The organism is Streptomyces sp. NPDC046977 (assembly GCF_040644455.1).
Classification (GTDB): domain Bacteria; phylum Actinomycetota; class Actinomycetes; order Streptomycetales; family Streptomycetaceae; genus Actinacidiphila.
Genome location: NZ_JBEYWO010000039.1, coordinates 41,983 through 68,247, shown reverse-complemented (window position 1 = coordinate 68,247; position 26,265 = coordinate 41,983). Strand labels below are relative to the sequence as shown.

The following is a 26,265-nucleotide window of genomic DNA, read 5'->3' as shown; positions in this document are numbered from 1 at the left end:
GCGCGACACAGCGGCTCCGTCGCGGAGCCGAGGTGCCCAGGGCCGGCCGACCTGGGCCGCGCCACCGGCGCCGGCCTGCTGCCGCCTCGCGAACCGAACCGTAGGGGATCGATGACTGACTATGGCCGGAGCTCAGGCTCCGAAGCATGGCACCCCGAAGACCCTCTCTTCGGTGATCAGTGGGGTCAGCAGCAGCCTCAGCAGCATCCCCACCAGCAGCAGCCGCACCCCCAGGCGCAGCACCAACAACAGCAGTACCCGCAGCAGCATTCCCAGCAGCAACAGCAATATCCCCAGCAACACCCGCAACAGCAACCGCACCCGCAGCAGTATCAGCAGCAGGGCGGCTGGGATCCGTACGCCGGCACCGGCCAGCAGCCGCAGTACCCGTACGACACCCAGCAACAGCAGTACGACCCCTCCTGGGGCAACCCGGCCGGCTACGGCGGCGACCCCTACGGCGGCGGCCAGCCGCAGCCCGACTACTACGGCCAGAACGGCTACCCGCCGCCGCAGCCGCCGGACCAGCGGTACCAGGAGCAGCAGCAGGCCCCGCAGGGCTACGAGCAGACGCCGCCGGAGCAGGTTCCGCAGCGGCCGCAGCCCCAGCGCCCCCAGCCGCAGCGCCGGCAGCCGGAGCCGTCCCGTCCCGAGTGGGACGACGAGGCGGAGGCCGCAGACGACCACGCCTTCTTCTCCGGCGGCGGTGACGACGACGAGGACGACGACGACCGCGCCGGCGGCCGCGGCGACCGTCGCGGCGGCAAGGGGAGCAAGGGCGGCAAGGGCGGCAAGAAGCGCCGCAGCGGCATGGCTTGCCTGGTCGTGCTCGTCGTGCTCGGCGGCGGACTGGCCGGCGTGACGTACCTCGGCTACGGGTACTACGAGTCGCACTTCGGCCCGGCCCCCGACTTCGCCGGCCAGGGCTCCGGGGAGGTGCAGGTCGAGATCCCGCAGGGCGCCAGCGGCATCGAGATCGGCAACATCCTCAAGAAGGCCGGTGTGGTCAAGAGCGTCGACGCGTTCACCACCGCCAGCAACCAGAACCCCAAGGGCAAGTTCATCCAGGCCGGCGTGTACGTCCTCAAGAAGGAGATGTCCGCCTCCAGCGCCGTCAAGATGATGCTCGACCCGAAGTCGCAGAACGTCCTGATCATCGCCGAGGGCCTGCGGGACGCGCAGATCTACTCGACCATCGACGCCAAGCTGGGCCTGGACGAGGGCACCACGAAGAAGGTCGCCACGGCCCAGGCCGACAAGCTGGGCATGCCCTCCTGGGCGGACGACGGGGCGGACATAAAGGACCCGCTGGAAGGGTTCCTCTTCCCCTCGCGCTACAGCATCGCCAAGGACATGAAGCCCGAGGAACTGCTGAAGCAAATGGTCAAGCAGGCCACGGCGGAGTACGAGAAGGACGACCTGCAGGGGCAGGCGAAGAAGGTCGGCATGACTCCGCACCAGGTCATCACCATCGCCAGCCTGGTACAGGCCGAGGCGAAGGAGGACGACGAGTTCGGCAAGGTCTCGCGGGTCATCTACAACCGCCTCGACCAGAACATGCAGCTGCAGTTCGACTCGACGATCAACTACGCAAAGGGCCGCAGCACCCTGGACACGTCGACGGCCGACACCAAGGACCCGTCGCCGTACAACACGTACAACCACAGGGGCCTGCCCCCGGGCCCGATCGGCAACCCCGGGCACCAGGCCATCGAGGCGGCGCTGCACCCGACGAAGGGCAACTGGGTGTTCTTCGTGACGGTCAAGCCCGGTGACACGCGCTTCACCAACAGCCAGGCCGAGCACGACAAGAACGTCGAGGAGTTCAACAAGTACCAGCGGGAGCACGGCGGTTGATGAGTGACGGCAAGCGGGCGGCGGTCCTCGGATCGCCGATCGCCCACTCCTTGTCGCCCGTGCTGCACCGCGCCGCCTACGCGGAGCTGGGGCTGGACGACTGGACGTACGACCGGTTCGAGGTCGGCGAGGAGGCCCTGCCCGGATTCCTGGAGGAGCTGGGGCAGGGCGGCCGGCGCTGGGCCGGTCTGTCGCTGACGATGCCGCTCAAGCGCGCGGTGATCCCGCTGCTCGACACGGTCAGTGAGACAGCGGCGTCGGTGGAGGCCGTGAACACCGTGGTCTTCGCCGAGGACGGCCGCCGCACGGGCGACAACACCGACATCCCGGGTATGGTCGCGGCCCTGCGGGAACGCGGGGTCGGGCGGGTGGCATCGGCCGCGGTCCTGGGAGCGGGCGCGACCGCGTCCTCCGCGCTGGCCGCGCTGGCGCAGATCTGCGACGGCGAGGTCACCGCCTATGTGCGCAGCACCGCCCGCGCGGCCGAGATGCGGCAGTGGGGCGAGCGGCTGGGCGTGACCGTGCGCACGGCGGCATGGGAGGACGCACACCGTGCGTTCGGCGCGCCCCTGGTGGTCGCCACGACCCCGGCGGGCACCACGGACGCGCTCGCCGCGGCGGTGCCCCGGGCCCCCGGCACGCTGTTCGACGTGCTCTACGAACCCTGGCCGACCGCACTGGCCGCCGCGTGGTCCGCCCGCGGGGGAGCGCTGGTCGGCGGGCTCGACCTGCTCGTGCACCAGGCCGTGCTCCAGGTGGAGATGATGACCGGCCGCCGGCCCGCCCCCCTGGCGGCGATGCGCGCCGCGGGCGAGGCGGCGCTGCACCGCTCCTGAGCGCCGCGGACCGACGGCGCCCGGTGTCCGCTCGGCGGACCGTGCGCGGCCCTCGCACCGATACGTGAAAGGATCGGAGCACGCACGGCCGGTCCGGCCCGCCCTGCCGCGGGACGGCCCATGGAGAAGGAGCGAGCACCGTTGAGCACGTTGCGCTGGCTGACCGCGGGGGAGTCGCACGGCCCCGCACTCGTCGCGACGCTGGAGGGGCTGCCCTCCGGCGTGCCGATCACCACCGCCATGGTGGCGGACCACCTCGCGCGGCGGCGGCTGGGCTACGGCCGCGGTGCCCGCATGAAGTTCGAGCAGGACCAGGTCACCTTCCTCGGCGGCGTGCGCCACGGGCTGACCATGGGCTCGCCGGTCGCGATCATGGTCGGGAACACCGAGTGGCCCAAGTGGGAGCAGGTCATGTCGGCCGACCCGGTCGACCCCGAGATCCTCGCCGGGCTGGCCCGCAACGCCCCGTTGACCCGGCCGCGCCCCGGTCACGCCGACCTCGCCGGCATGCAGAAGTACGGCTTCGACGAGGCCCGGCCGATCCTGGAGCGCGCCTCCGCCCGTGAGACCGCGGCCCGTGTCGCGCTCGGCGCGGTGGCCCGTTCCTACCTCAAGGAGACCGCCGGCATCGAGATCGTCTCCCACGTCGTGGAACTCGCCTCCGCCAAGGCCCCGTACGGCGTCCTGCCCACGCCGGCCGACGTCGACAAGCTCGACGCCGACCCGGTGCGCTGCCTCGACTCGGACGCGAGCAAGCGGATGGTCGCGGAGATCGACCAGGCCCACAAGGACGGCGACACCCTCGGCGGCGTCGTCGAGGTGCTGGCGTACGGCGTGCCGGTCGGTCTCGGCAGCCATGTGCACTGGGACCGCCGTCTCGACGCGCGTCTCGCCGCGGCCCTCATGGGCATCCAGGCGATCAAGGGCGTCGAGGTCGGCGACGGCTTCGAGCTCGCACGCGTCCCCGGCTCCAAGGCGCACGACGAGATCCTGGCCACGCCCGACGGCATCCGCCGCTCCTCCGGCCGCTCCGGCGGCACCGAGGGCGGCCTGTCCACCGGCGAACTGCTGCGGGTGCGGGCCGCGATGAAGCCCATCGCCACCGTGCCGCGCGCCCTGGCCACCGTGGACGTCACCACCGGCGAGGCCACCCAGGCCCACCACCAGCGTTCCGACGTCTGTGCCGTCCCGGCGGCGGGCATCGTGGCCGAGGCGATGGTCGCCCTGGTGCTCGCCGACGCGGTCGCCGAGAAGTTCGGCGGCGACAGCGTCACCGAGACCCGCCGCAATGTGCGCGGCTACCTCGACCACCTGGCGATCCGATGAGCGGCCCGGTCGTCGTTCTCGTGGGCCCCATGGGGGTCGGCAAGACCACCGTCGGCGAACTGCTGGCCGAACGGCTCGGCGTGACCTGCCGCGACACCGACGCCGACATTGTCGAGGCCGAGGGCCGGCCGATCTCCGACATCTTCGTGGAGGACGGCGAGGAGCACTTCCGGGCCCTGGAGGCCCGGGCGGTGCGCGCCGCGCTGGCCGAGCACCCCGGTGTGCTCGCGCTCGGCGGCGGCGCCGTCCTGGACGCGGACACACGCGGCCTGCTCGCGGGCCTGCCCGTGGTCTTCCTCGACATGGATGTCGCCGAGGCCGTCAAGCGCGTCGGTCTCGACGCCGCCCGGCCGCTGCTCGCCGTCAACCCGCGACGGCAGTGGCGGGAGCTGATGGACGCCCGGCGCCCGCTGTACACCGAGGTCGCCCGCGCCGTGGTCAGCACGGCGGACCGCACCCCCGAGGACGTCGCCGACGCCGTCCTGGACGCACTGGAGCTGAAGACCGCATGACCGAGCACGCCGCCCACGTCCCCACCCGCATCCAGGTCGGGGGCAGTGCGGGCACCGAGCCGTACGAGGTCCTGGTCGGCCGGCAGCTCCTCGGCGAGCTTCCCGGCCTGATCGGCGACAAGGCGGCGCGTGTCGCCGTCATCCACCCCGAGGCGCTGTCCGCCACCGGCGAGGCGCTCCGCGACGACCTGGCGGAGCAGGGCTACGAGGCCGTGGCGATCCAGGTGCCGAACGCGGAGGAGGCCAAGACCGCCGAGGTCGCCGCGTACTGCTGGAGGGCGCTCGGCCAGTCCGGGTTCACCCGCACGGACGTCGTCGTGGGCGTCGGCGGCGGCGCCACCACCGACCTGGCCGGCTTTGTCGCCGCCACCTGGCTGCGCGGCGTCCGCTGGATCGCCGTCCCGACCACGGTGCTCGGCATGGTGGACGCGGCCGTCGGCGGCAAGACCGGCATCAACACCGCCGAGGGCAAGAACCTCGTCGGCGCCTTCCACCCGCCGGCCGGCGTGCTGTGCGACCTCTCCGCCCTGGAGTCGCTCGCGGTCAACGACTACGTCAGCGGCCTCGCGGAGATCATCAAGGCGGGCTTCATCGCCGACCCGGTCATCCTCGACCTGATCGAGGGCGACCCGGCCGCCGCCCGCACCCCCGACGGCGCCCACACCGCCGAGCTGATCGAGCGGGCCATCCGGGTCAAGGCAGAGGTGGTCTCCGCCGACCTCAAGGAGTCGGGCCTGCGGGAGATCCTCAACTACGGCCACACCCTCGGCCACGCCATCGAGAAGAACGAGCGGTACGACTGGCGGCACGGCGCGGCCGTCTCCATCGGCATGGTCTTCGCCGCCGAACTCGGCCGCCTCGCCGGGCGCCTGGACGACGCCACCGCGGACCGCCACCGCGCGGTGCTGGGGTCCGTGGGGCTGCCGCTGACCTACCGCGGGGACCAGTGGCCGCGGCTGATGGAGACCATGAAGGTCGACAAGAAGTCCCGCGGCGACCGGCTCCGCTTCATCGTCCTGGACGCCCTCGCCAAGCCCACCGTCCTGGAGGCGCCCGACCCCGCGGTGCTCCTCGCCGCCTACGCGGAGATCTCCAAGTAGCCACCGGCACCACTGTCGCCGAACGGCCGGGCACCTCGCGGGTGACCCGGCCGTTCACACAACTGCGGCCGTTGACGGTACCGTTCGGTCGAACCTGAAAGCACTTGTACGGGACGGAGTGGCCGCGATGCAGCATGGCGTGGGCGCGCCTCTGCCACCGCCGCACGGCGGACAGCCGGCGTCCGGCCGGCCCGGATCCCCGCCGCCGCAGCCACCGGCGGCGACCGGCCACTTCCCGATGGCACCCGGAGCCCCCGTCCAGCACCCGGGACGGCCGCCCGAGCAGGTCCCCCAGCCCGGTCCGCCGCCCGGCGCGGACCCCGGTACGAGCCCCGGCGCCCAACGTCCGCGCCCCGGATACGGCCCCGGCCCCGTGGCTGTCCTGCTGATCGGCGCCGCGGGAGCCGGGAAGACCACCATCGCCCGCCACTGGGCCGACCACCGCGGTGTCCCCACGGCCCACATCAGCCTGGACGACGTGCGCGAATGGGTCCGCTCCGGCTTCGCCGACCCCCAGTCGGGCTGGAACGACAACTCCGAGGCGCAGTACCGTCTCGCCCGCCGCACCTGCGGCTTCGCCGCCCGCAACTTCCTGGCGAACGGCATCTCCTGCATCATCGACGACGCCGTGTTCCCCGACCGTCCCGTCGTCGGCCTCGGCGGCTGGAAGCGCCACGTCGGCCCGGGCCTGCTGCCCGTCGTCCTGCTCCCCGGCCTCGACGTCGTGCTGGCCCGCAACGCTCAGCGCACCGGCAACCGGCGGCTGACCGACGAGGAGGTCGCCCGCATCCACGGCCGTATGGCCGGCTGGTACGGGTCCGGGCTGCCCATCATCGACAACTCCCACCTGGACGTGCCCGCGGCGGCCGCCGCCCTCGACGGCGTCGTCGCCCGCAGCCTGCAGGGACCGCCCGCCTGGTAGGCCGCCGGGCGGCCTAGCCTCGACAGGCCGAGCGGCGGGACCCGACGTACGCTCACCACATGTCCGAGGTGCACGCTGCCCGCAGGGAACGACTGCGGGACCGTTGCGCGGCGTCCGGAGCGGCGGCGGCGCTGGTCTCCCGCCCCGCGAACGTCCGCTACCTGACCGGCTGCGCCCCGCCGGGTACGGTGCTGCTGATCACTCCGGGCCCCGAGGACGTGCTGGTGCACGGCCGCCATCCCTCCGGCGACCTCGCGGAAGGCCGCCTCCCCGACGACGTGCGCACTGTGGTGCTGCCGTCCCCGGACGCCGACCCGGCGGTGGCCGCCGCCGCCCTGGCCGGCGAGCGGAAGGCCGCCACCGTGGCCGTCGAGGAGCACCACCTCACCGTCGCCCGGCACCGCGCGATGGGCGCGGCAGCGCCCGGCGTCCGCCTCACCGACCTGGGGACGGCCGTCGAGCAGCTCCGGCTGGTCAAGGACGAGCAGGAGATCTCGGCCCTGCGCATCGCCGCCGAGATCGCCGACCAGGCCCTCAGCGAGCTGCTGGAGTCCATTCTGGTGGGGCGGACCGAACGCCACCTCGCGCTGGAGCTGGAGCGCCGTCTGATCGACCACGGCGCCGACGGCCCCGCCTTCCCCACCTGCGTCGGCACCGGACCGCACTCGGGTGCCTCGCGCCATCTGCCCACCGACCGGCGGGTCGAGGAGGGGGACTTCCTCACCGTGCGGCTGGGCGCCTGCTACCGCGGCTACCGCTGCGAGGTCGGCCGGACCTTCGTCATCGGCACGTCCCCCGCCGACTGGCAGATCGAGCTGTACGACCTCGTCTTCGCCGCCCAGCGGGCCGGCCGGGAGGCGCTGGCACCGGGGGCCGCCTGCCGCGACGTGGACCATGCCGCCCGGCACGTCCTGGAGTCCGGCGGGTACGGGGACGCGCTGGGGGAGAGCACGGGACACGGGGTCGGCCTGGAGATCGGCGAGGACCCTCGGTTGTCGCCTGCCGCCATGGGTAAACTGGACGCTTGCGTGCCGGTCACCGTCGAACCGGGGGTCCACCTCCCGGGCCGCGGCGGTGTCCGGATCGACGACACACTCGTCGTGCGTCCCCCGACGGACGGCGGGCCCGAGCTACTCACCATCACGACCAAGGAGCTGCTCGCCCTGTAGCGGGCGGGCACCTGTTTGGTCCCCGAAGCAGCAGTGCAGGAGATTCCGCAACCGTGGCCACCACGAACGACCTCAAGAACGGCCTCGTGCTCAAGCTCGACGGCGGCCAGCTCTGGTCCGTAGTCGAGTTCCAGCACGTCAAGCCCGGCAAGGGCCCCGCCTTCGTCCGTACGAAGCTCAAGAACGTGCTCTCCGGCAAGGTCGTCGACAAGACCTTCAACGCCGGCGTGAAGGTCGAGACGGCCAACGTCGACAAGCGCGGGATGCAGTTCTCCTACAAGGACGGCGAGAGCTTCGTGTTCATGGACATGGACACGTACGACCAGATCTACATCACCCCCGAGGTCGTCGGCGACGCCGCCCACTTCCTCCTGGAGGGCTTCGAGGCCGTCGTCGCCATGTACGAGGGCGCGCCCCTGTACATCGAGCTCCCGGCCGCCGTCGAGCTGGTCATCGAGTACACCGAGCCGGGCGTCCAGGGCGACCGCTCCACCGGTGGCACCAAGCCCGCCAAGCTGGAGACCGGTTACGAGATCGGTGTCCCGCTCTTCATCACCACCGGTGAGAAGATCAAGGTCGACACCCGCTCGGGTGAGTACCTCGGCCGGGTGAACGGCTAACCGTGGCCGCTCGTAACAAGGCCCGCAAGCGTGCCTTCCAGATCCTCTTCGAGGCGGAGCAGCGGGGCGTCGACCCCAAGTCCGCCATGGCGGACTGGATCAGGCTCGCCCGCACCGACGACCGGCAGCCGCCGGTCAGCGAATACACCATGAAACTCGTCGAGGGTTACGCCGAACGGGCGAAGCGCATCGACGAACTGCTCTCAAAGCACGCCGTGGGCTGGACGCTCGACCGGATGCCGGTCGCCGACCGCAACATCCTGCGGCTCGGTGCCTACGAGCTGCTGTGGGAGGACGACGTCCCCGACGCCGTCGCCCTGGACGAGGCCGTGCAGCTGGCCAAGGAGTTCTCCACGGACGACTCGCCGTCGTTCGTGAACGGCCTGCTGGCCCGTCTGAAGGAGCTCAAGCCGGGCCTGCGCGAGGACCTGCGCGAGGACTGAGCCGCCGTCCCGCGACACGGGCCCGGAACGCACGGCGTTCCGGGCCCGTCGTGCGACAGGCGGCACGCTGCCCCGGGCTGGGAACACAAGCGCCCCCGTGCGGTGTCCCAGGGGGCCACCGCACAGGGGCGTGAACGTTTCTGCTTCCCGAGGGTGTCAGCCCTCCTCGTGCTGCACCGCGCGCCGTGCGTCCGCGTCGAGGACGCCCCAGCCGATGAGCTGCTCGGTCAGGACCGAGGGCGACTGGTCGTAGATGACGGCGAGGGTGCGCAGGTCGTCCTGGCGGATCGACAGCACCTTGCCGTTGTAGTCACCGCGCTGGCTCTGGATCGTCGCGGCGTACCTCTGCAGCGGGCCGGCCTTGTCGGACGGCACCTGGCCGAGGCGCTCGAGATCGAGGACGAGCTTCGGCGGCGGCTCGGCGGCACCACCAGGTGCGGAACCGGGCAGCAGCTCCTGGACCGGCACGCCGTAGAAATCGGCGAGCTCGGCGAGCCGCTGCACCGTCACCGCGCGGTCGCCACGCTCGTACGAGCCGACCACGACGGCCTTCCAGCGCCCCTGGGACTTCTCCTCGACGCCGTGGAGGGAGAGTCCCTGCTGTGTGCGGATGGCACGGAGCTTCGCTCCGAGCTGTTTGGCGTAATCGCTGGACATAACGCTCCCCGGACGGAAACTCAGTAACTCACTGTGAGGTTACGCAGCGTAATTGGAATCCGTCAAGCCGAATGGTCCACACCGGTACCCCCGGACGAGCGAGGTCGTCGGCGCGTCACCCGTGACAGAGCAGGTCAGCGGGGCTGGTACGGTGGTCCCGTACGTTTTGACGTCCTTTAAGGCCCGTCCAGTGAGGCGGGGAAGGAGGTCCATTTTTCATGGCCGCACACAGCGAGGCCTCAACGGTGCCGTCCCGGCCCGTGCTGGAGGCGCAGGACATCGAGCGGGTGCTGACCCGCATCGCCCACGAGATCGTCGAACGCGCCAAGGGCGCCGACGACGTGGTGCTCCTCGGCATTCCGACCCGCGGCGTCCACCTGGCCCGCAGACTCGCCGGCAAGCTCGACGGCATCACCGGCGGCAAGGTCCCGGTCGGCTCGCTCGACATCACCATGTACCGTGACGACCTGCGGCTCGGCCCGGCCCGCGCGCTCGCCCGCACCGAGATCCCGGCCGACGGCGTGGACCGCCGCCTGGTCGTCCTCGTGGACGACGTGCTCTTCTCCGGCCGCACCATCCGCGCCGCCCTCGACGCACTCAACGACATCGGCCGCCCGCGTGCGGTGCAGCTCGCCGTCCTGGTCGACCGCGGCCACCGCGAGCTGCCCATCCGGGCCGACTACGTCGGCAAGAACATCCCCACCTCGCTGCGCGAGACCGTCAAGGTCCATCTGACTGAGGAGGACGGGCGCGACTGCGTCCTGCTCGGCGTACGCGACGGCTCCCCGGCGGACGAGTAGCGCGGCTCCGCCCCGCCTCCCGGGGCACAGCCATGCCCGCCCGTCCCCCGGCACGAGTCGTCCGGGAGACGCCGCGTGCCGCCCCTTCGCCCGCCCCCGCACGCATCCTCCGGAGTGACCGATGAAGCGCCACCTGATCTCGGCGGCCGACCTCACCCGCGACGACGCCCTCCTCGTGCTCGACACCGCCGAGGAGATGGCGCGCGTCGCCGACCGCCCCATCAAGAAACTCCCCACCCTGCGCGGCCGCACCGTGGTCAACCTCTTCTTCGAGGACTCGACCCGCACCCGCATCTCCTTCGAGGCCGCCGCCAAGCGGCTGTCGGCCGACGTCATCAACTTCTCCGCCAAGGGGTCCTCGGTCTCCAAGGGCGAGTCGCTGAAGGACACCGCGCTCACCCTGGAGGCGATGGGCGCCGACGCCGTCGTCATCCGCCACCACATGTCCGGCGCCCCGCACCGCCTCGCCTACTCCGACTGGATCGGCGGCAGCGTGGTCAACGCGGGCGACGGCACCCATGAGCACCCCACCCAGGCGCTGCTGGACGCCTTCACCATGCGCCGCCACCTGTCGGGCCCCGGCCGCGACCTGGCGGGCCGGCGGGTCACCGTCGTCGGCGACGTGCTGCACAGCCGCGTGGCGCGCTCCAATGTGCTGCTGCTGAACACCCTGGGCGCCGAGGTCACCCTGGTGGCGCCGCCCACCCTGCTGCCGATCGGCGTCGAGAAGTGGCCCTGCGAGGTCTCGTACGACCTGGACGCGGTGCTCTCCAAGACCGACGCCGTCATGATGCTGCGCGTCCAGCGCGAGCGCATGAACGCCGCCTTCTTCCCGACCGAGCGCGAGTACGCGCGCCGCTACGGCCTCGACGGCATCCGGATGGCCGCCCTGCCGGAGCACGCCGTCGTCATGCACCCCGGACCGATGAACCGCGGCATGGAGATCACCGCCGAGGTCGCGGACTCGCCGCGCTGCACCGCCGTCGAGCAGGTCAGGAACGGCGTCAGCATCCGGATGGCTGTCCTGTACCTGCTGCTCGGCGGCGCCGAGCCCGCCGTCTCCGGCCCCGCCCCCGCCCGCACCGCTGAGGAGAGCAAGTGAACATGAGCGCGACCCCGAGGACGCTGATCCGCGGCGCGAGGATCCTGGGCGGCGACCCGCAGGACGTCCTGATCGAGGGCGGGACGATCGCCGAGGTGGGCACGGACCTGGCCGCCCCCGAGGGCGCCACCGTGGTCGAGGCCGCGGGCAAGGTCCTCCTGCCGGGCCTGGTCGACCTCCACACCCACCTGCGCGAGCCGGGCCGGGAGGACTCCGAGACCGTCCTGACCGGCACCCGCTCCGCCGCCGCCGGCGGCTACACCGCCGTGCACGCGATGGCCAACACCTTCCCGGTCGCCGACACCGCGGGCGTCGTCGAGCAGGTCTGGCGGCTCGGCCGCGAGCACGGCTACTGCGACGTGCAGCCGGTCGGCGCCGTCACCGTGGGCCTGGAGGGCAAGCAGCTCGCCGAACTCGGCGCGATGGCGGACTCCGCCGCCGGGGTGCGGGTCTTCTCCGACGACGGCAAGTGCGTGGACGACGCGGTCATCATGCGCCGCGCCCTGGAGTACGTGAAGGCCTTTGACGGCGTCGTCGCCCAGCACGCCCAGGAGCCGCGCCTGACCGAGGGCGCCCAGATGAACGAGGGCGTCGTCTCCGGCGAGCTGGGGCTGACCGGCTGGCCCGCGGTCGCCGAGGAGTCGATCATCGCCCGCGATGTGCTGCTCGCCGCGCACGTCGGCTCCCGCGTGCACATCTGCCACCTGTCCACGGCCGGTTCCGTCGAGATCGTGCGCTGGGCCAAGTCCAAGGGCTGGGACGTCACCGCCGAGGTCACCCCGCACCACCTGCTGCTGACCGACGAGCTGGTGCGCTCGTACAACCCGGTCTACAAGGTCAACCCGCCGCTGCGCACCGAGGCCGACGTCATGGCGCTGCGCGAGGCGCTCGCCGACGGCACCATCGACTGCGTGGCCACCGACCACGCCCCGCACCCCCACGAGGACAAGGACTGCGAGTGGGGCGCGGCCGCGATGGGCATGATCGGTCTGGAGACCGCGCTGTCGGTCGTCCAGCACGCCATGGTCGACACCGGCCTGCTGGACTGGGCGGGCGTCGCCGACCGGATGTCCTTCCGGCCCGCCGTCATCGGGCGCCTGGCCGGCCACGGCCGCCCCGTCTCGGCCGGTGAACCCGCCAACCTGACGCTGGTCGATCCGGCATACCGTGGTGAGGTGAACCCCGCGGGCTTCGCCTCCCGCAGCCGCAACACCCCCTACGAGGGTCTGGAGCTGCCGGGCCAGGTGTTCGCCACGTTCCTGCGGGGCAAGGCGACGGTCATGGACGGGAAGCTCACGTGACACCTCTGGTACTCATCGCGGCGGAGGGCAAGCACTCCGCCCAGGTCACCGACTGGTCCGCCCGCATCGGTTGGGTCGTCGGGCTGCTGCTCTTCATCGCCCTCGTCTACTGGCTGATGCGTCAGGGCTGGAAGTGGCGCGGCACCCTCCAGGGGGACGTGCCCGCCCTCCCCACCGCCCCGGGGGAGCCCGGCGACGAGCCGCGGCCGGTCCTGCTGACCATGGACGGCCGCTACCACGGCAGCACGACCGCGGGGCAGTGGCTGGACCGCATCGTGGCCCACGGCCTGGGGGTGCGCAGCCGTGCCGCGCTGACCCTCACGGACCGCGGCGTGGACGTCGTCCGCACCGGAGCGCCGGACTTCTTCATCCCGGCAGGCGCCCTGCGCGGCGCCCGCCTCGACAAGGGCATCGCGGGCAAGGTCCTCACCGAGGGCGGCCTGCTGGTGATCACCTGGGCGCACGGCGACCGGGAGATCGACTCCGGCTTCCGCTCCGACCGCTCCGCCGAGCACAGCGCGTGGGTCGAGGCCCTGAACACCCTTACGCACGACCAGGAAGGCGCACGATGACGACCTCCGCCCAGCGGCCCGCGAGGGTCCCTGCCGTACTCGTCCTGGAGGACGGCCGCACCTTCCGCGGCCGTGCCTACGGGGCCGTGGGGGAGACCTTCGGCGAGGCCGTCTTCTCCACCGGCATGACCGGCTACCAGGAGACGCTGACCGACCCCTCGTACCACCGCCAGGTGGTCGTGATGACCGCCCCGCACGTGGGCAACACCGGCGTCAACGACGAGGACCCCGAGTCCTCCCGCATCTGGGTGGCCGGCTACGTCGTCCGCGACCCCGCCCGCGTGCCGTCCAACTGGCGCTCCCGGCGCACCCTGGACGAGGAACTGACCCGCCAGGGAGTCGTCGGCATCAGCGGCATCGACACCCGCGCCCTCACCCGCCACCTGCGCGAGCGCGGCGCCATGCGCGTCGGCATCTTCTCCGGCGACAAGGCGCACACCGACGAGGGCGCCCTCCTCGCCGAGGTGCAGGCCGCCCCGCAGATGTCCGGGGCGGACCTCTCCGCGGAGGTCGCCACCAAGGAGCCGTACGTCGTCCCGGCCGTCGGGGAGAAGAAGTTCACCGTCGCCGCCCTCGACCTCGGCATCAAGGGCATGACGCCGCAGCGCATGGCCGAGCGCGGCATCGAGGTGCACGTCCTGCCCGCGGGCGCCTCCCTGGAGGAGGTCTACGCGGTCGGGCCCGACGGCGTCTTCCTCTCCAACGGCCCCGGCGACCCGGCCACCGCCGACCTGACCGTCATCCAGGGCGTCCTTGAGCGCGGCACCCCGCTGTTCGGCATCTGCTTCGGCAACCAGCTGCTCGGCCGGGCCGTCGGCTTCGGCACGTACAAGCTCAAGTACGGCCACCGCGGCATCAACCAGCCGGTGCAGGACCGTTCCACCGGCAAGGTCGAGGTCACCGCCCACAACCACGGCTTCGCCGTGGACGCGCCGCTCGACCAGGTCACCGACACCCCGTACGGGCGGGTCGAGGTCTCCCACGTCTGCCTCAACGACAACGTGGTCGAGGGCCTGCGGCTGCTCGACACCCCCGCCTTCAGCGTCCAGTACCACCCCGAGGCCGCCGCAGGTCCGCACGACGCCGCGTACCTCTTCGACCGCTTCGTGAAGCTCATGGAGGGCCAGCGTGCCTAAGCGCACCGATATCCAGTCCGTCCTGGTCATCGGCTCCGGCCCGATCGTCATCGGCCAGGCCGCCGAGTTCGACTACTCCGGCACCCAGGCCTGCCGCGTCCTGCGCGCCGAGGGCCTGCGGGTGATCCTGGTCAACTCCAACCCGGCCACGATCATGACCGACCCGGAGATCGCCGACGCCACCTATGTGGAGCCGATCACCCCGGAGTTCGTCGAGAAGATCATCGCCAAGGAGCGCCCGGACGCGCTGCTGCCCACCCTGGGCGGTCAGACCGCGCTCAACACCGCGATCTCGCTCCACACCGCGGGCGTCCTCGACAAGTACGGCGTCGAGCTGATCGGCGCCAATGTCGAGGCCATCAACAAGGGCGAGGATCGCGACCTGTTCAAGGACGTCGTCGCGGCCGTCAACGCCAAGATCGGCCACGGCGAGTCCGCCCGCTCGGTCATCTGCCACACCATGGACGAGGTGATCGCCGGCGTCGGCACCCTGGGCGGCTACCCGGTCGTCGTCCGCCCGTCGTTCACCATGGGCGGCGCCGGCTCCGGCTTCGCCCACGACGAGGAGGAGCTGCGCCGCATCGCCGGCCAGGGACTCACGCTCTCCCCGACCACCGAGGTGCTCCTGGAGGAGTCCATCCTCGGCTGGAAGGAGTACGAGCTGGAGCTCATGCGCGACAAGCACGACAACGTCGTGGTCGTCTGCTCCATCGAGAACTTCGACCCCATGGGCGTGCACACCGGCGACTCCATCACCGTCGCGCCCGCGATGACCCTGACCGACCGCGAGTACCAGATCCTGCGCGACATCGGCATCGCCGTGATCCGCGAGGTCGGTGTGGACACCGGCGGCTGCAACATCCAGTTCGCGGTCGATCCCGAGGACGGCCGGGTCATCGTCATCGAGATGAACCCGCGGGTCTCCCGCTCCTCCGCGCTCGCCTCCAAGGCGACCGGCTTCCCGATCGCCAAGATCGCCGCCAAGCTGGCCGTCGGCTACACCCTCGACGAGATCCCCAACGACATCACCGAGCAGACGCCGGCGTCCTTCGAGCCGACCCTCGACTACGTCGTCGTCAAGGTGCCGCGTTTCGCCTTCGAGAAGTTCCCCGCCGCCGACGCCACCCTCACCACCACCATGAAGTCGGTCGGCGAGGCCATGGCGATCGGCCGCAACTTCCCCGAGGCGCTGCAGAAGGCGCTGCGCTCGCTGGAGAAGAAGGGCAGCCAGTTCGCCTTCACCGGCGAAACCGGCGACAAGGGCGAGCTGCTGCTCACCGCGGGACGCCCCACCGACGGCCGGATCAACACCGTCATGCAGGCCATCCGGGCCGGGGCCACCCCCCAGGAGGTCTTCGACGCGACGAGGATCGACCCCTGGTTCGTCGACCAGCTCTTCCTGATCAAGGAGATCGCCGACGAGGTGGCCGCCGCGGGCAAGCTCGATCCCGAACTGCTCGCCGAGGCCAAGCGCTACGGCTTCTCCGATGCCCAGATCGCCGCGATCCGCGGGCTGCGCGAGGACGTCGTCCGCGAGGTGCGGCACGCGCTGGGCGTCCGCCCGGTCTACAAGACGGTCGACACCTGCGCCGCCGAATTCGCCGCCCGTACCCCGTACTTCTACTCGTCCTACGACGAGGAGTCCGAGGTCGCGCCGCGCGAGAAGCCCGCGGTGATCATCCTCGGCTCCGGCCCGAACCGCATCGGCCAGGGCATCGAGTTCGACTACTCCTGTGTGCACGCCTCCTTCGCGCTGCACGACGCGGGCTACGAGACCGTCATGGTCAACTGCAACCCGGAGACCGTCTCCACCGACTACGACACCTCCGACCGGCTCTACTTCGAGCCGCTCACCCTGGAGGACGTCCTGGAGATCGTCCACGCCGAGCGGCAGGCCGGCCCCGTCGCCGGTGTCGTCGTCCAGCTCGGCGGCCAGACCCCGCTGGGCCTGGCGCAGGCACTGAAGGACAACGGTGTGCGCGTCGTCGGCACCTCGCCCGAGGCCATCCACCTCGCCGAGGACCGCGGCGCCTTCGGCCGCGTCCTGGACCGGGCCGGCCTGCCCGCCCCCAAGCACGGCACGGCCACCACCTTCGAGGAGGCCAAGGCCATCGCCGACGAGATCGGCTACCCGGTCCTGGTCCGCCCCTCGTACGTGCTCGGCGGCCGCGGCATGGAGATCGTCTACGACGAGACCCGCCTCGCCTCCTACATCGCCGAGTCCACCGAGATCGGCCCGGACCGCCCCGTCCTGGTCGACCGCTTCCTCGACGACGCCATCGAGATCGATGTCGACGCGCTCTACGACGGCCACGAGCTCTACCTCGGCGGCGTCATGGAGCACATCGAGGAGGCCGGAATCCACTCCGGCGACTCCGCCTGCGCCCTGCCCCCGATCACCCTGGGCGGCCACGACATCAAGCGGCTGCGCGCCTCCACCGAGGCCATCGCCAAGGGCGTCGGCGTGCAGGGCCTGATCAACATCCAGTTCGCGCTGGCCGGGGACATCCTCTACGTGCTGGAGGCCAACCCGCGCGCCTCCCGCACCGTGCCCTTCACCTCCAAGGCGACCGCCGTCCCGCTGGCCAAGGCCGCCGCGCGCATCTCGCTCGGCGCCACCATCGCCGAGCTGCGCGCCGAGGGACTGCTCCCGGCCCACGGCGACGGCGGCACCCTGCCGCTCGACGCGCCGATCTCCGTCAAGGAGGCCGTGCTGCCGTGGAGCCGCTTCCGCGACGTGCACGGCCGCGGCGTCGACACCGTCCTCGGCCCGGAGATGCGCTCCACCGGCGAGGTCATGGGCATCGACTCCGTCTTCGGCACGGCGTACGCCAAGTCGCAGGCCGGCGCCTACGGCGCGCTGCCGACCAAGGGCCGCGCCTTCGTCTCGGTGGCCAACCGCGACAAGCGGGCGCTGATCTTCCCGGCCCGCGCCCTGGTGGAGCACGGCTTCGAGCTGCTGGCGACCTCCGGCACCGCCGAGGTGCTCAAGCGCAACGGCATCGAGGCCACGATCGTCCGCAAGAAGAGCGAGGGCACCGGCCCGAACGGCGAGCCGACCGTGGTCGACCTCATCCACGACGGCGCGATCGACCTCATCGTCAACACCCCGTTCGGCACCGGCGGCCGCCTCGACGGGTACGACATCCGCACCGCCGCCGTGGCCCGCGGCGTCCCGTGCCTGACCACCGTGCAGGCGCTCGCCGCCGCCGTGCAGGGGCTGGACGCGCTCGCCCGGGGCGATGTCGGGGTCCGCTCCCTCCAGGAGCACGCGGAGCGCCTGACCGCGGCCCGCGAGGCATAGGCCCAGGAGGGGGGGGCACCGCACACCGGTGCCCCCCTCGTCACGAGCTCCCCGCCGGCCGCACCACCGCAGAAGGCCTCACATGTACGCGCTCCTGTTCCGCCTGATCTTCAAGCGCCTCGACCCCGAGCAGGCGCACCACCTCGCCTTCGGCTGGATCCGGCTCGCCGCCCGGATCCCCGTCCTGCGCACCTTCGTCGCCGCGCTGCTCGCACCCCGCGACCCCGCGCTGCGGGTCGAGGCCCTGGGCCGCCGCATGCACGGCCCCTTCGGGCTCGCCGCCGGCTTCGACAAGAACGCGGTCGGCATCGACGGGCTGGCCATGCTGGGCTTCGACCACGTCGAGATCGGCACCGTCACCGCCCGGCCGCAGCCCGGCAACCCGCGGCAGCGGCTGTTCCGCCTGGTCGAGGACCGGGCGCTGATCAACCGCATGGGCTTCAACAACGAGGGATCCGCCGCGGTGGCCGAACGGCTGGAAGCCCGCGCGGCGGTCTTCCCGACGACCGTCGGCGTCAACATCGGCAAGACCAAGGTCGTCCCCGAGGACGAGGCGGTCGCCGACTACGTCGCCTCGACGGAGCGACTGGCCCGGTACGCCGACTACCTGGTCGTCAACGTCTCCTCGCCCAACACCCCCGGACTGCGGAACCTCCAGGCCGTCGACCACCTGCGGCCGCTGCTCACCGCGGTGCGCGAGGCCGCCGACCGCACCGTGCCCGCGAGCCGGGTCCCGCTGCTCGTCAAGATCGCGCCCGACCTCGCCGACGAGGACGTGGACGCCGTCGCCGACCTCGCCCTCGAACTCGGCCTGGACGGCATCATCGCCACCAACACCACCATCGCCCGCGAAGGGCTCGGCCTGCGCTCCGGTCCCGCCCTGGTCGCGGAGACCGGCGGACTGTCCGGCGCCCCGCTGAAGGCCCGCTCCCTGGAGGTGCTGCGCCGCCTCTACGCCCGGGTCGGCGACCGGATCACCCTGGTCGGCGTCGGCGGCGTGGAGACCGCGGACGACGTCTGGCAGCGCATCCTCGCCGGGGCGACCCTGGTCCAGGGCTACAGCGCCTTCGTCTACCAGGGCCCCTTCTGGTGCCGGACGATCCACCGCGGCCTGGCGACCCGCCTCGGGAACAGCCCGTACGCCACCCTCGCCGATGCCGTCGGCGCCGACACCCGGAAGGCAGCCGCCCCGTGATGAGCCCCGAGCCCTTCGGCGCACGCCTGCGCCGCGCCATGGACACCCGCGGCCCGCTCTGCGTCGGGATCGACCCGCACTCCTCCCTGCTCACCGCCTGGGGCCTGGGCGACGACGTCGCCGGTCTGGAGCGTTTCACCCGCACCGTTGTGGAGGCCCTGGCCGACCGCGTGGCGGTGCTGAAGCCGCAGAGCGCCTTCTTCGAGCGCTTCGGCTCGCGCGGGATCGCCGTCCTGGAGCGGGCGGTCGCCGACGCCCGGGAGGCGGGCGCTCTTGTGCTGATGGACGCCAAGCGCGGCGACATCGGCTCCACGATGGACGCGTACGCCGCCACCTACCTCGACCCGGCGGCCCCGCTCTTCTCCGACGCCGTCACCGTCAGCCCCTACCTGGGCTTCGGTTCCCTGCGCCCGGCCCTGGACGCGGCGCGCGCGAGCGGCAGCGGGGTCTTCGTGCTCGCGCTGACCTCGAACCCGGAGGGCGCGGAGGTCCAGCGGTCAACCGCGCCGGACGGCAGGTCGCTCGCACAGGTGATGCTGGACCACATCGCCGCGGAGAACGCGGACGCTGCGCCCCTGGGGTCCGTCGGCGCGGTCGTCGGCGCGACCCTGGACCGGGCCGGCGTCGCACTGGCCGTGAACGGTCCGCTCCTCGCCCCCGGAATCGGCGCCCAGGGCGCCACGGCCCAGGACCTGCCGAGGGTCTTCGGCGACGCGGTGCGCAATGTCGTGCCCAGCGTGAGCCGGGGCGTTCTGCGGCACGGTCCGTCGGTCTCCGCGCTGCGTGAAGCGGCCCTCCAGCAGGCCGCGGAACTCGCCGAAGCCGTCAAGTAGGAGTCAAGACGTCCGGAAACCTGCTCAGTTTTGTCCGGAAAGTCCTGGTCGATTGACGCTGACCAGGACTTTTCTTCTTGTTTGCGCTGACTGTGAGCGTTCGGGCCGCTAGTCTCCGACGAGAGCGCGCAAGGTGCGCGTTTCACGTTGCCCCTGCAGGTGGGGGGCAGCTAGGTTCCACACCGATCCGTATCCGACAGTTCTACTTCCGAGGTGACGTAGGCGTGGCTCTTCCGCCCCTTACCCCTGAACAGCGCGCTGCCGCGCTCGAGAAGGCCGCCGCGGCTCGCCGGGAGCGCGCCGAGGTCAAGAATCGGCTCAAGCACTCCGGCGCCTCGCTGCACGAGGTCATCAAGCAGGGCCAGGAGAACGACGTCATCGGCAAGATGAAGGTCTCCGCCCTCCTGGAGTCCCTGCCCGGCGTGGGCAAGGTCCGCGCCAAGCAGATCATGGAGCGGCTCGGCATCTCCGAGAGCCGCCGGGTCCGTGGGCTCGGCTCCAACCAGATCGCTTCCCTGGAGCGCGAGTTCGGCAGCCCCGCTGCCTGACGTTCCCAGCACCCCCCGGGAACCGGGATAATCGCTCCATGAGTGAACGTCCGCGGCTGACCGTGCTCTCCGGCCCCTCGGGGGTCGGCAAGAGCACGGTCGTCGCTCATATGCGCACAGTCCACCCCGAGGTCTGGCTCTCGGTCTCGGCCACCACCCGCAGGCCGCGGCCCGGGGAGGAGCACGGGGTGCACTACTTCTTCGTCGACAGTGACGAGTTCGACAAGCTCGTCGCCAACGGCGAACTGCTCGAGTGGGCCGAATTCGCCGGCAACCGCTACGGCACCCCGCGCCAGGCGGTCCTGGAGCGGCTGGACGCCGGCGAGCCGGTCCTGCTGGAGATCGACCTCCAGGGCGCGCGCCAGGTCCGGGAGTCGATGCCCGACGCCCAGCTGATCTTCCTCGCACCGCCGAGCTGGGACGAGCTGGTCCGCCGGCTCACCGGCCGCGGCACCGAGGCGCCGGACGTCATCGAGCGCCGCCTGGCGGCCGCCCGCGTCGAGCTGGCGGCCGAGACGGAGTTCGACACCACCCTGGTCAACACGTCCGTCGAGGACGTCGCGCGTGAGCTGCTAGCCTTGATGACCGTAGACTGATCTTTTGCGGCCTTTTCCGGGCCCGACCGGGAGCCGGCCAAGGAGTCCGGCCCGCGGGACCGCCCGGGGCGCAGCGGATCGTCGACGTCGATCAAGGTTCATCCAGTCCATCCAATCGGAAGGTAGAGCGTGTCCTCTTCCATCACCGCGCCCGAGGGCATCATCAACCCGCCGATCGACGAGCTGCTCGAGGCCACTGACTCGAAGTACAGCCTCGTGATCTACGCGGCCAAGCGCGCCCGTCAGATCAACGCGTACTACTCGCAGCTGGGCGAAGGTCTGCTCGAGTACGTCGGCCCCCTCGTGGACACCCATGTGCACGAGAAGCCGCTGTCGATCGCGCTGCGCGAGATCAACGCGGGTCTGCTGACCTCCGAGGCCATCGAGGGCCCGGCGCAGTAGTACGACCCACGCACGCATCAGGGGGCCCGGCGGCCGAGCCGCCGGGCCCGTGGTGTGTCATGGGCGGGTACGCACACGGTCCACACAGCGCGGGAGAGACGATGGGGAAGCCACAGGTCGTCCTGGGCGTGAGCGGCGGGATCGCCGCCTACAAGGCGTGCGAGCTGCTGCGCCGGTTCACCGAGTCCGGCCACGAGGTACGGGTGGTGCCCACCGCCTCGGCGCTGCACTTCGTCGGCGAGGCGACCTGGTCCGCGCTGTCGGGCAACCCCGTCTCGACGGAGGTCTGGGAGTCCGTCCACGAGGTGCCGCACGTGCGCATCGGACAGGGCGCCGACCTGGTCGTGGTGGCCCCCGCGACCGCCGACGTGCTGGCCAGGGCCGCCCACGGGCTCGCGGACGACCTGCTGACCAACACCCTGCTGACCGCGCGCTGCCCGGTGGTGTTCGCGCCCGCCATGCACACCGAGATGTGGGAGCACGCGGCCACCCAGGAGAATGTGGCCACGCTCCGCCGTCGCGGCGCGATCGTGATCGAACCCGCCGTCGGCCGGCTGACCGGTGTCGACACCGGCAAGGGCCGGCTGCCCGACCCCGCCGAGATCTTCGAGGCCTGCCGCCGGGTGCTGCTGCGCGGCCCGCGCGCCCTGGCGGCCGACCTGGCCGGCCGCCATGTCGTGGTCAGCGCCGGCGGCACCCGTGAGCCGCTGGACCCCGTCCGCTACCTGGGCAACCGCTCCTCCGGCAAGCAGGGCTACGCCCTGGCCCGCACCGCCGTCGCGCGCGGGGCCCGGGTCACCCTGATCGCCGCCAACACCGCGCTCGCCGACCCGGCCGGAGCCGACGTGGTCCGGGTGGGCACCGCCGTGCAGCTGCGCGAGGCGGTCCTGAAGGCCGCCGCCGACGCCGACGCGGTGGTCATGGCGGCGGCCGTCGCCGACTTCCGTCCGGCCCACTACGCCGAGGGCAAGATCAAGAAGAAGGACGGCGAGGAGCCCGCGCCGGTCGCACTGGTGCGCAACCCCGATGTCCTCGCCGAGCTCTCCGCCGATCGGCCCAACGCCGCGCAGGTCGTGGTGGGCTTCGCCGCCGAGACCGACGACGTTCTGGTCAACGGCCGCGCCAAGCTCGCCCGCAAGGGTTGCGATCTGCTCGTCGTCAACGAGGTCGGCGACTCCAAGGCCTTCGGGACTGAGGAGAACGAGGCCGTGATCCTCGGCGCCGACGGCAGTGAGACCCCGGTGCCGCACGGCCCCAAGGAGGCCCTGGCCGAGCAGGTCTGGGACCTCGTCGTACGGCGTCTTGCCTGATCGCCGCCCCGGCAGCGGCACGACACTGCGTGTCGTGCGAGCGCGCTACTGGCGTTCGGGCCCGGGGTGCTGGACAGTGTTGCAGGTCACGGCCTTCCCAACCTTCGAGATGCCGTGTCCGTCTTCGTGGTACGAACGATAAACTGACCCCTGGCCGGCCGGGCGCAGCCCCGCGCCAGCCACCCATGATCAGCCAGCAGCCGCTGCAACCCCAGGGAGCGATGTGTCCCGCCGCCTGTTCACCTCCGAGTCCGTGACCGAGGGCCACCCCGACAAGATCGCCGACCAGATCAGCGACACGATCCTCGACGCACTGCTCAAGGAGGACCCCACCTCCCGCGTCGCCGTCGAGACGTTGATCACCACCGGTCTGGTGCACGTCGCGGGCGAGGTCACCACCAAGGGCTACGCGGACATCGCGACCCTGGTGCGCAACAAGATCCTCGACATCGGCTACGACTCCTCGAAGAAGGGCTTCGACGGCGCCTCCTGCGGTGTCTCGGTGTCCATCGGCGCGCAGTCCCCGGACATCGCGCAGGGTGTCGACACGGCGTACGAGAACCGGGTCGAAGGCGATGAGGACGAGCTCGACAAGCAGGGCGCGGGCGACCAGGGCCTGATGTTCGGCTACGCCTGCGACGAGACCCCCGAGCTGATGCCGCTCCCGATCACGCTCGCGCACCGGCTCTCCCGGCGCCTGACCGAGGTCCGCAAGAACGGGACCATCCCCTACCTGCGCCCCGACGGCAAGACCCAGGTCACCATCGAGTACAACGGCGACAAGGCCGTCCGTCTGGACACCGTCGTCGTCTCCTCGCAGCACGCCAGCGACATCGACCTGGACTCGCTGCTCGCCCCCGACATCCGCGAGTTCGTCGTGGAGCCGGAGCTGCGGGCTCTCCTGGACGACGGCATCAAGATCGACACCGAGGGCTACCGCCTGCTGGTCAACCCGACCGGGCGTTTCGAGATCGGCGGCCCGATGGGTGACGCCGGCCTCACCGGCCGCAAGATCATCATCGACACGTACGGCGGCATGGCCCGCCACGGCGGCGGCGCGTTCTCCGGCAAGGACCCGTCCAAGGTCGACCGCAGCGCCGCCTACGCGATGCGCTGGGTCGCCAAGAACGTCGTGGCCGCCGGCCTCGCCTCGCGCTGCGAGGTCCAGGTCGCGTACGCGATCGGCAAGGCGGAGCCCGTCGGCCTCTTCGTCGAGACCTTCGGCACCCACACCGTGGACCCCGAGCGCATCGAGCAGGCCATCGGCCAGGTCTTCGACCTGCGCCCCGCCGCGATCATCCGCGACCTCGACCTGCTCCGCCCGATCTACGCCCAGACCGCGGCGTACGGGCACTTCGGCCGCGCCCTCCCGGACTTCACCTGGGAGCGCACCGACCGCGTCGACGCGCTGCGCGAGACGGTCGGCCTGTAAGGCCGCACCGCACAGGGCATCGAGGACGGCCCCGGACCGCACGGTCCGGGGCCGTCCCCGTTCCGGGCGGCCACAGGAGCCGCGCTGTCCGAGCCTTCTGGTAACACTGAGGCTGTGAGCAGCGAGGACCAGCACGGCACACCCCCGGCGGACGGGCCGCAGGGGGGAGAGCAGCTCGCGCTCATCCGGGAGACGGTGCGCAAGGCCAAGGAGCCCCGGGCCAAGCCGCGCACCTGGCGGGGGGCCGCGCTGGCCGACGGCCTGCCGGTGGCCCGGGTCCTGGTCGACAAGGGGCTGCTCCACCTCGACCAGTACTTCGACTACGCCGTGCCCGCCGCGATGGACGCCGAGGCGCGCCCCGGCGTCCGGGTACGCGTGCGCTTCGGCGCGCGCGTGGTGAAGGGCCGCCGCGAGGGCGGGGAACTGCACGACGGCTTCATCGTCGACCGGCTGGCCGAGAGCGACTACCGGGGACCGCTCGCGCCGCTCGCCCAGGTGCTGTCCCCGGAGGAGGTGCTGACCCCGGAACTGCTGCGGCTGTGCCGCGCGGTCGCCGACCGCTATGCCGGGGCGCTCGCCGACGTCGTCCAGCTCGCGGTGCCGCCGCGGCGGGCGAAGGCCGAGGCCGAACCGCCCCGCGAGCCGCTGCCCGCCCCCGCGCCGGTGGACCCCGGACCGTGGCGGCGGTACGCCACCGGCCCCGCCTTCCTGCAGGCCCTGTCCCGCGGCGACACCCCGCGCGCGGTGTGGACCGCACTGCCGGGACCGACCTGGCCCGAGGAGATCGCCCGCGCCATGGCGGCGACCCTGGCCTCGGGGCGCGGGGCACTCGCGGTCGTCCCCGACGGCCGTGCCGCCGCCCGCGTCGACACCGCGCTGACCGCGCTTCTCGGCGGCGGACACCATGTGCTGCTCACCGCCGACGCCGGGCCCGAGGAGCGGTACCGCCGCTGGCTCGCGGTGAGCCGGGGCAGTGTCCGTGCCGTCGTGGGCACCCGGGCCGCCATGTTCGCGCCGGTGGCCGGCCTCGGACTGACCGTGCTGTGGGACGACGGCGACTCCAGCCACGCCGAACCGCACGCCCCGCAGCCGCACGCCCGCGACGTTCTGCTGCTGCGGGCCGCCGAGGAAGGTGCCGGCTTTCTCCTCGGCGGCCTCATCTGCACCGTCGAGGGCGCCCAACTCGTCGACAGCCAGTGGGCGTTGCCCATCACGGCACCGCGTGAACGGGTGCGGGCCACGGCGCCGCTGGTGCGTACCGTCGGCGAGGGCGACGAGGCGCGGGACGCCGCGGCGCGCGTCGCCCGCCTGCCGAGTGTGGCGTGGCAGGTCACCCGGGAGGCACTTCAGCGCGGGCCGGTGCTCGTGCAGGTGCCGCGGCGCGGCTATGTGCCGCGGCTGGCCTGCGAGCGCTGCCGGGAGCCCGCGCGCTGCGCCCAGTGCGCGGGGCCGCTCCAGCTCGGCGACGGCGACAGCGCGCCGCACTGCGGCTGGTGCGGACGGCCCGAGGCGGCCTGGCACTGCGCGGAGTGCGGCGGCTTCCGGCTGCGCGCTCAAGTGGTGGGCGTCCGCCGCACCGCCGACGAACTCGGCCGCGCCTTCGCCAAGGTGCCGGTACGGACCTCGGGCCGCGACGGCGTGCTGGCCTCGGTGCCGGAGACGCCCTCGCTGGTGATCTCGACGCCCGGGGCCGAGCCGGTCGCCGACGGCGGCTATGCGGCCGCGCTGCTGCTCGACGGCTGGGCCCTGCTCAACCGCCCCGACCTGCGCGCGGGGGAGGAGACCCTGCGCCGCTGGGCCCACGCCGCCGCCCTGGTGCGCCCGGCCGGCGAGGGCGGCACCGTGGTGGTCATGGCGGAGCCGACGCTCCGGCCGGTGCAGGCCCTTGTGCGCTGGGACCCGGTCGGCCATGCCGTGCGGGAGCTGGCGGAGCGCGCGGAACTGGGCTTCCCGCCGGTCTCCCGGATGGCTTCGGTGAGCGGGCGCCCGGCTGCCGTCGCGGACCTGCTGGACACCGTCCGCCTCCCGGAGGACACCGACATCCTGGGGCCCGTGCCGCTGCCCGTGGTGGACCCGGCGCGTCCGCGCCGCAGCGGTGACACGCCGCCCGGCGAGCGGTGGGACCGCGTGCTGCTGCGTGTGCGTCCCGGGAACGGCGCGGCGCTCGCCGCCGCGCTCAAGGCCGCGCAGACCGCGCGGATCGCCCGGAAGGAGGCCGACCCGGTGCGGGTGCGCATCGACCCGCCCGACATCGGCTGAGTCGCGCCCGGACACGCTTCCGCCCCGGCGTCC

General features: G+C 72.3%; 24 protein-coding genes. 23 read left to right on the top strand and 1 reads right to left on the bottom strand.

What is annotated here, in order from left to right:
* Nucleotides 1–111 precede the first annotated feature (111 nt).
* The 9 genes from mltG (at nucleotide 112) to nusB (ending at nucleotide 8,785) form a co-directional block, all read left to right on the top strand.
* Complete coding sequence (gene mltG, locus ABZ883_RS37870) at nucleotides 112–1,857, top strand: endolytic transglycosylase MltG (protein ID WP_360914933.1); 1,746 nt, start codon at nucleotides 112–114, stop codon at nucleotides 1,855–1,857.
* A complete protein-coding gene (locus ABZ883_RS37865; protein WP_360914930.1) occupies nucleotides 1,857–2,693 on the top strand; it encodes a shikimate dehydrogenase in 837 nt (278 codons plus the stop codon). The genes mltG and ABZ883_RS37865 overlap by 1 nt, the downstream gene beginning before the upstream one ends.
* Nucleotides 2,694–2,834: 141 nt before the next feature.
* On the top strand, nucleotides 2,835–4,019 hold the full coding sequence (gene aroC, locus ABZ883_RS37860; RefSeq protein ID WP_360914927.1) for a chorismate synthase: 1,185 nt from the start codon (nucleotides 2,835–2,837) through the stop codon (nucleotides 4,017–4,019).
* Entirely contained in the window at nucleotides 4,016–4,531 is a 516-nt protein-coding gene (locus ABZ883_RS37855; RefSeq protein ID WP_360914924.1) for a shikimate kinase, read from the top strand. Before aroC ends, ABZ883_RS37855 begins: the two co-directional genes overlap by 4 nt.
* Nucleotides 4,528–5,631: a 3-dehydroquinate synthase gene (gene aroB / locus ABZ883_RS37850; RefSeq protein WP_360914921.1), complete on the top strand. Its 1,104-nt coding sequence runs from the start codon at nucleotides 4,528–4,530 to the stop codon at nucleotides 5,629–5,631. Before ABZ883_RS37855 ends, aroB begins: the two co-directional genes overlap by 4 nt.
* Nucleotides 5,632–5,758: 127 nt before the next feature.
* Nucleotides 5,759–6,553 (top strand): AAA family ATPase, encoded by a 795-nt coding sequence (locus ABZ883_RS37845; RefSeq protein WP_360914918.1) that lies wholly within the window; start codon nucleotides 5,759–5,761, stop codon nucleotides 6,551–6,553.
* 59 nt (nucleotides 6,554–6,612) lie between these two features.
* Nucleotides 6,613–7,722, top strand: a complete 1,110-nt coding sequence (locus ABZ883_RS37840) for an aminopeptidase P family protein (RefSeq protein ID WP_360914914.1) — start codon at nucleotides 6,613–6,615, stop codon at nucleotides 7,720–7,722.
* Nucleotides 7,723–7,775: 53 nt separating this feature from the next.
* Nucleotides 7,776–8,342, top strand: coding sequence for an elongation factor P (gene efp / locus ABZ883_RS37835; protein WP_360914911.1), 567 nt, complete (start codon nucleotides 7,776–7,778; stop codon nucleotides 8,340–8,342).
* A 2-nt stretch (nucleotides 8,343–8,344) separates the two neighbouring features.
* Entirely contained in the window at nucleotides 8,345–8,785 is a 441-nt protein-coding gene (gene nusB, locus ABZ883_RS37830) for a transcription antitermination factor NusB (RefSeq protein WP_360914908.1), read from the top strand.
* Nucleotides 8,786–8,941: 156 nt separating this feature from the next.
* Here nusB and ABZ883_RS37825 read toward each other — a convergent pair whose 3' ends face one another.
* Complete coding sequence (locus tag ABZ883_RS37825; protein WP_360914905.1) at nucleotides 8,942–9,442, bottom strand: transcriptional regulator; 501 nt, start codon at nucleotides 9,440–9,442, stop codon at nucleotides 8,942–8,944.
* A 218-nt stretch (nucleotides 9,443–9,660) separates the two neighbouring features.
* Here ABZ883_RS37825 and pyrR point away from each other — a divergent pair, with 218 nt between their 5' ends.
* The 14 genes from pyrR to ABZ883_RS37755 all read left to right on the top strand — a co-directional run bounded on the left by pyrR (nucleotide 9,661) and on the right by ABZ883_RS37755 (nucleotide 26,232).
* Nucleotides 9,661–10,242, top strand: coding sequence for a bifunctional pyr operon transcriptional regulator/uracil phosphoribosyltransferase PyrR (gene pyrR / locus ABZ883_RS37820; protein WP_360914902.1), 582 nt, complete (start codon nucleotides 9,661–9,663; stop codon nucleotides 10,240–10,242).
* Nucleotides 10,243–10,363: 121 nt separating this feature from the next.
* Nucleotides 10,364–11,344: an aspartate carbamoyltransferase catalytic subunit gene (locus ABZ883_RS37815; protein ID WP_360914898.1), complete on the top strand. Its 981-nt coding sequence runs from the start codon at nucleotides 10,364–10,366 to the stop codon at nucleotides 11,342–11,344.
* Between the two features lie 2 nt (nucleotides 11,345–11,346).
* Complete coding sequence (locus ABZ883_RS37810; RefSeq protein ID WP_360914895.1) at nucleotides 11,347–12,645, top strand: dihydroorotase; 1,299 nt, start codon at nucleotides 11,347–11,349, stop codon at nucleotides 12,643–12,645.
* Complete coding sequence (locus ABZ883_RS37805) at nucleotides 12,642–13,217, top strand: hypothetical protein (protein ID WP_360914892.1); 576 nt, start codon at nucleotides 12,642–12,644, stop codon at nucleotides 13,215–13,217. Before ABZ883_RS37810 ends, ABZ883_RS37805 begins: the two co-directional genes overlap by 4 nt.
* Nucleotides 13,214–14,353, top strand: coding sequence for a glutamine-hydrolyzing carbamoyl-phosphate synthase small subunit (gene carA / locus ABZ883_RS37800; RefSeq protein ID WP_360914889.1), 1,140 nt, complete (start codon nucleotides 13,214–13,216; stop codon nucleotides 14,351–14,353). The genes ABZ883_RS37805 and carA overlap by 4 nt, the downstream gene beginning before the upstream one ends.
* Nucleotides 14,346–17,657 carry a carbamoyl-phosphate synthase large subunit gene (gene carB, locus ABZ883_RS37795; protein WP_360914886.1) on the top strand — a complete coding sequence of 1,104 codons (3,312 nt, stop codon included), beginning with the start codon at nucleotides 14,346–14,348 and terminating at the stop codon, nucleotides 17,655–17,657. The genes carA and carB overlap by 8 nt, the downstream gene beginning before the upstream one ends.
* 82 nt (nucleotides 17,658–17,739) lie before the next feature.
* Entirely contained in the window at nucleotides 17,740–18,852 is a 1,113-nt protein-coding gene (locus ABZ883_RS37790; RefSeq protein WP_360914883.1) for a quinone-dependent dihydroorotate dehydrogenase, read from the top strand.
* The gene (pyrF, locus tag ABZ883_RS37785) at nucleotides 18,852–19,685 is read left to right on the top strand and encodes an orotidine-5'-phosphate decarboxylase (protein ID WP_360914880.1); all 834 of its coding nucleotides are present in this window, start codon (nucleotides 18,852–18,854) and stop codon (nucleotides 19,683–19,685) included. The genes ABZ883_RS37790 and pyrF overlap by 1 nt, the downstream gene beginning before the upstream one ends.
* Nucleotides 19,686–19,909: 224 nt before the next feature.
* Nucleotides 19,910–20,233, top strand: coding sequence for an integration host factor (locus tag ABZ883_RS37780; protein ID WP_018564176.1), 324 nt, complete (start codon nucleotides 19,910–19,912; stop codon nucleotides 20,231–20,233).
* A 38-nt stretch (nucleotides 20,234–20,271) separates the two neighbouring features.
* Complete coding sequence (gene gmk / locus ABZ883_RS37775; protein WP_360914876.1) at nucleotides 20,272–20,829, top strand: guanylate kinase; 558 nt, start codon at nucleotides 20,272–20,274, stop codon at nucleotides 20,827–20,829.
* 129 nt (nucleotides 20,830–20,958) lie between these two features.
* Nucleotides 20,959–21,231, top strand: a complete 273-nt coding sequence (gene rpoZ / locus ABZ883_RS37770; RefSeq protein WP_005319902.1) for a DNA-directed RNA polymerase subunit omega — start codon at nucleotides 20,959–20,961, stop codon at nucleotides 21,229–21,231.
* A 101-nt stretch (nucleotides 21,232–21,332) separates the two neighbouring features.
* On the top strand, nucleotides 21,333–22,541 hold the full coding sequence (gene coaBC, locus ABZ883_RS37765) for a bifunctional phosphopantothenoylcysteine decarboxylase/phosphopantothenate--cysteine ligase CoaBC (RefSeq protein ID WP_360914871.1): 1,209 nt from the start codon (nucleotides 21,333–21,335) through the stop codon (nucleotides 22,539–22,541).
* Nucleotides 22,542–22,764: 223 nt separating this feature from the next.
* Nucleotides 22,765–23,973: a methionine adenosyltransferase gene (metK, locus tag ABZ883_RS37760; RefSeq protein ID WP_360914868.1), complete on the top strand. Its 1,209-nt coding sequence runs from the start codon at nucleotides 22,765–22,767 to the stop codon at nucleotides 23,971–23,973.
* A 114-nt stretch (nucleotides 23,974–24,087) separates the two neighbouring features.
* On the top strand, nucleotides 24,088–26,232 hold the full coding sequence (locus ABZ883_RS37755) for a primosomal protein N' (protein WP_360914865.1): 2,145 nt from the start codon (nucleotides 24,088–24,090) through the stop codon (nucleotides 26,230–26,232).
* Nucleotides 26,233–26,265: the final 33 nt, after the last annotated feature.

Coding starts and splice junctions, on each gene's coding strand:
- ABZ883_RS37840 (WP_360914914.1), top strand. CDS start 6,613: ATGTCCGAGGTGCACGCTGCCCGCAGGGAACGACTGCGGGACCGTTGC.
- ABZ883_RS37810 (WP_360914895.1), top strand. CDS start 11,347: ATGAGCGCGACCCCGAGGACGCTGATCCGCGGCGCGAGGATCCTGGGC.
- carA (WP_360914889.1), top strand. CDS start 13,214: ATGACGACCTCCGCCCAGCGGCCCGCGAGGGTCCCTGCCGTACTCGTC.
- pyrF (WP_360914880.1), top strand. CDS start 18,852: ATGAGCCCCGAGCCCTTCGGCGCACGCCTGCGCCGCGCCATGGACACC.
- coaBC (WP_360914871.1), top strand. CDS start 21,333: ATGGGGAAGCCACAGGTCGTCCTGGGCGTGAGCGGCGGGATCGCCGCC.
- pyrR (WP_360914902.1), top strand. CDS start 9,661: ATGGCCGCACACAGCGAGGCCTCAACGGTGCCGTCCCGGCCCGTGCTG.
- mltG (WP_360914933.1), top strand. CDS start 112: ATGACTGACTATGGCCGGAGCTCAGGCTCCGAAGCATGGCACCCCGAA.
- ABZ883_RS37855 (WP_360914924.1), top strand. CDS start 4,016: ATGAGCGGCCCGGTCGTCGTTCTCGTGGGCCCCATGGGGGTCGGCAAG.
- ABZ883_RS37865 (WP_360914930.1), top strand. CDS start 1,857: ATGAGTGACGGCAAGCGGGCGGCGGTCCTCGGATCGCCGATCGCCCAC.
- ABZ883_RS37825 (WP_360914905.1), bottom strand. CDS start 9,442: ATGTCCAGCGATTACGCCAAACAGCTCGGAGCGAAGCTCCGTGCCATC.
- ABZ883_RS37845 (WP_360914918.1), top strand. CDS start 5,759: ATGCAGCATGGCGTGGGCGCGCCTCTGCCACCGCCGCACGGCGGACAG.
- ABZ883_RS37790 (WP_360914883.1), top strand. CDS start 17,740: ATGTACGCGCTCCTGTTCCGCCTGATCTTCAAGCGCCTCGACCCCGAG.
- gmk (WP_360914876.1), top strand. CDS start 20,272: ATGAGTGAACGTCCGCGGCTGACCGTGCTCTCCGGCCCCTCGGGGGTC.
- ABZ883_RS37815 (WP_360914898.1), top strand. CDS start 10,364: ATGAAGCGCCACCTGATCTCGGCGGCCGACCTCACCCGCGACGACGCC.
- aroB (WP_360914921.1), top strand. CDS start 4,528: ATGACCGAGCACGCCGCCCACGTCCCCACCCGCATCCAGGTCGGGGGC.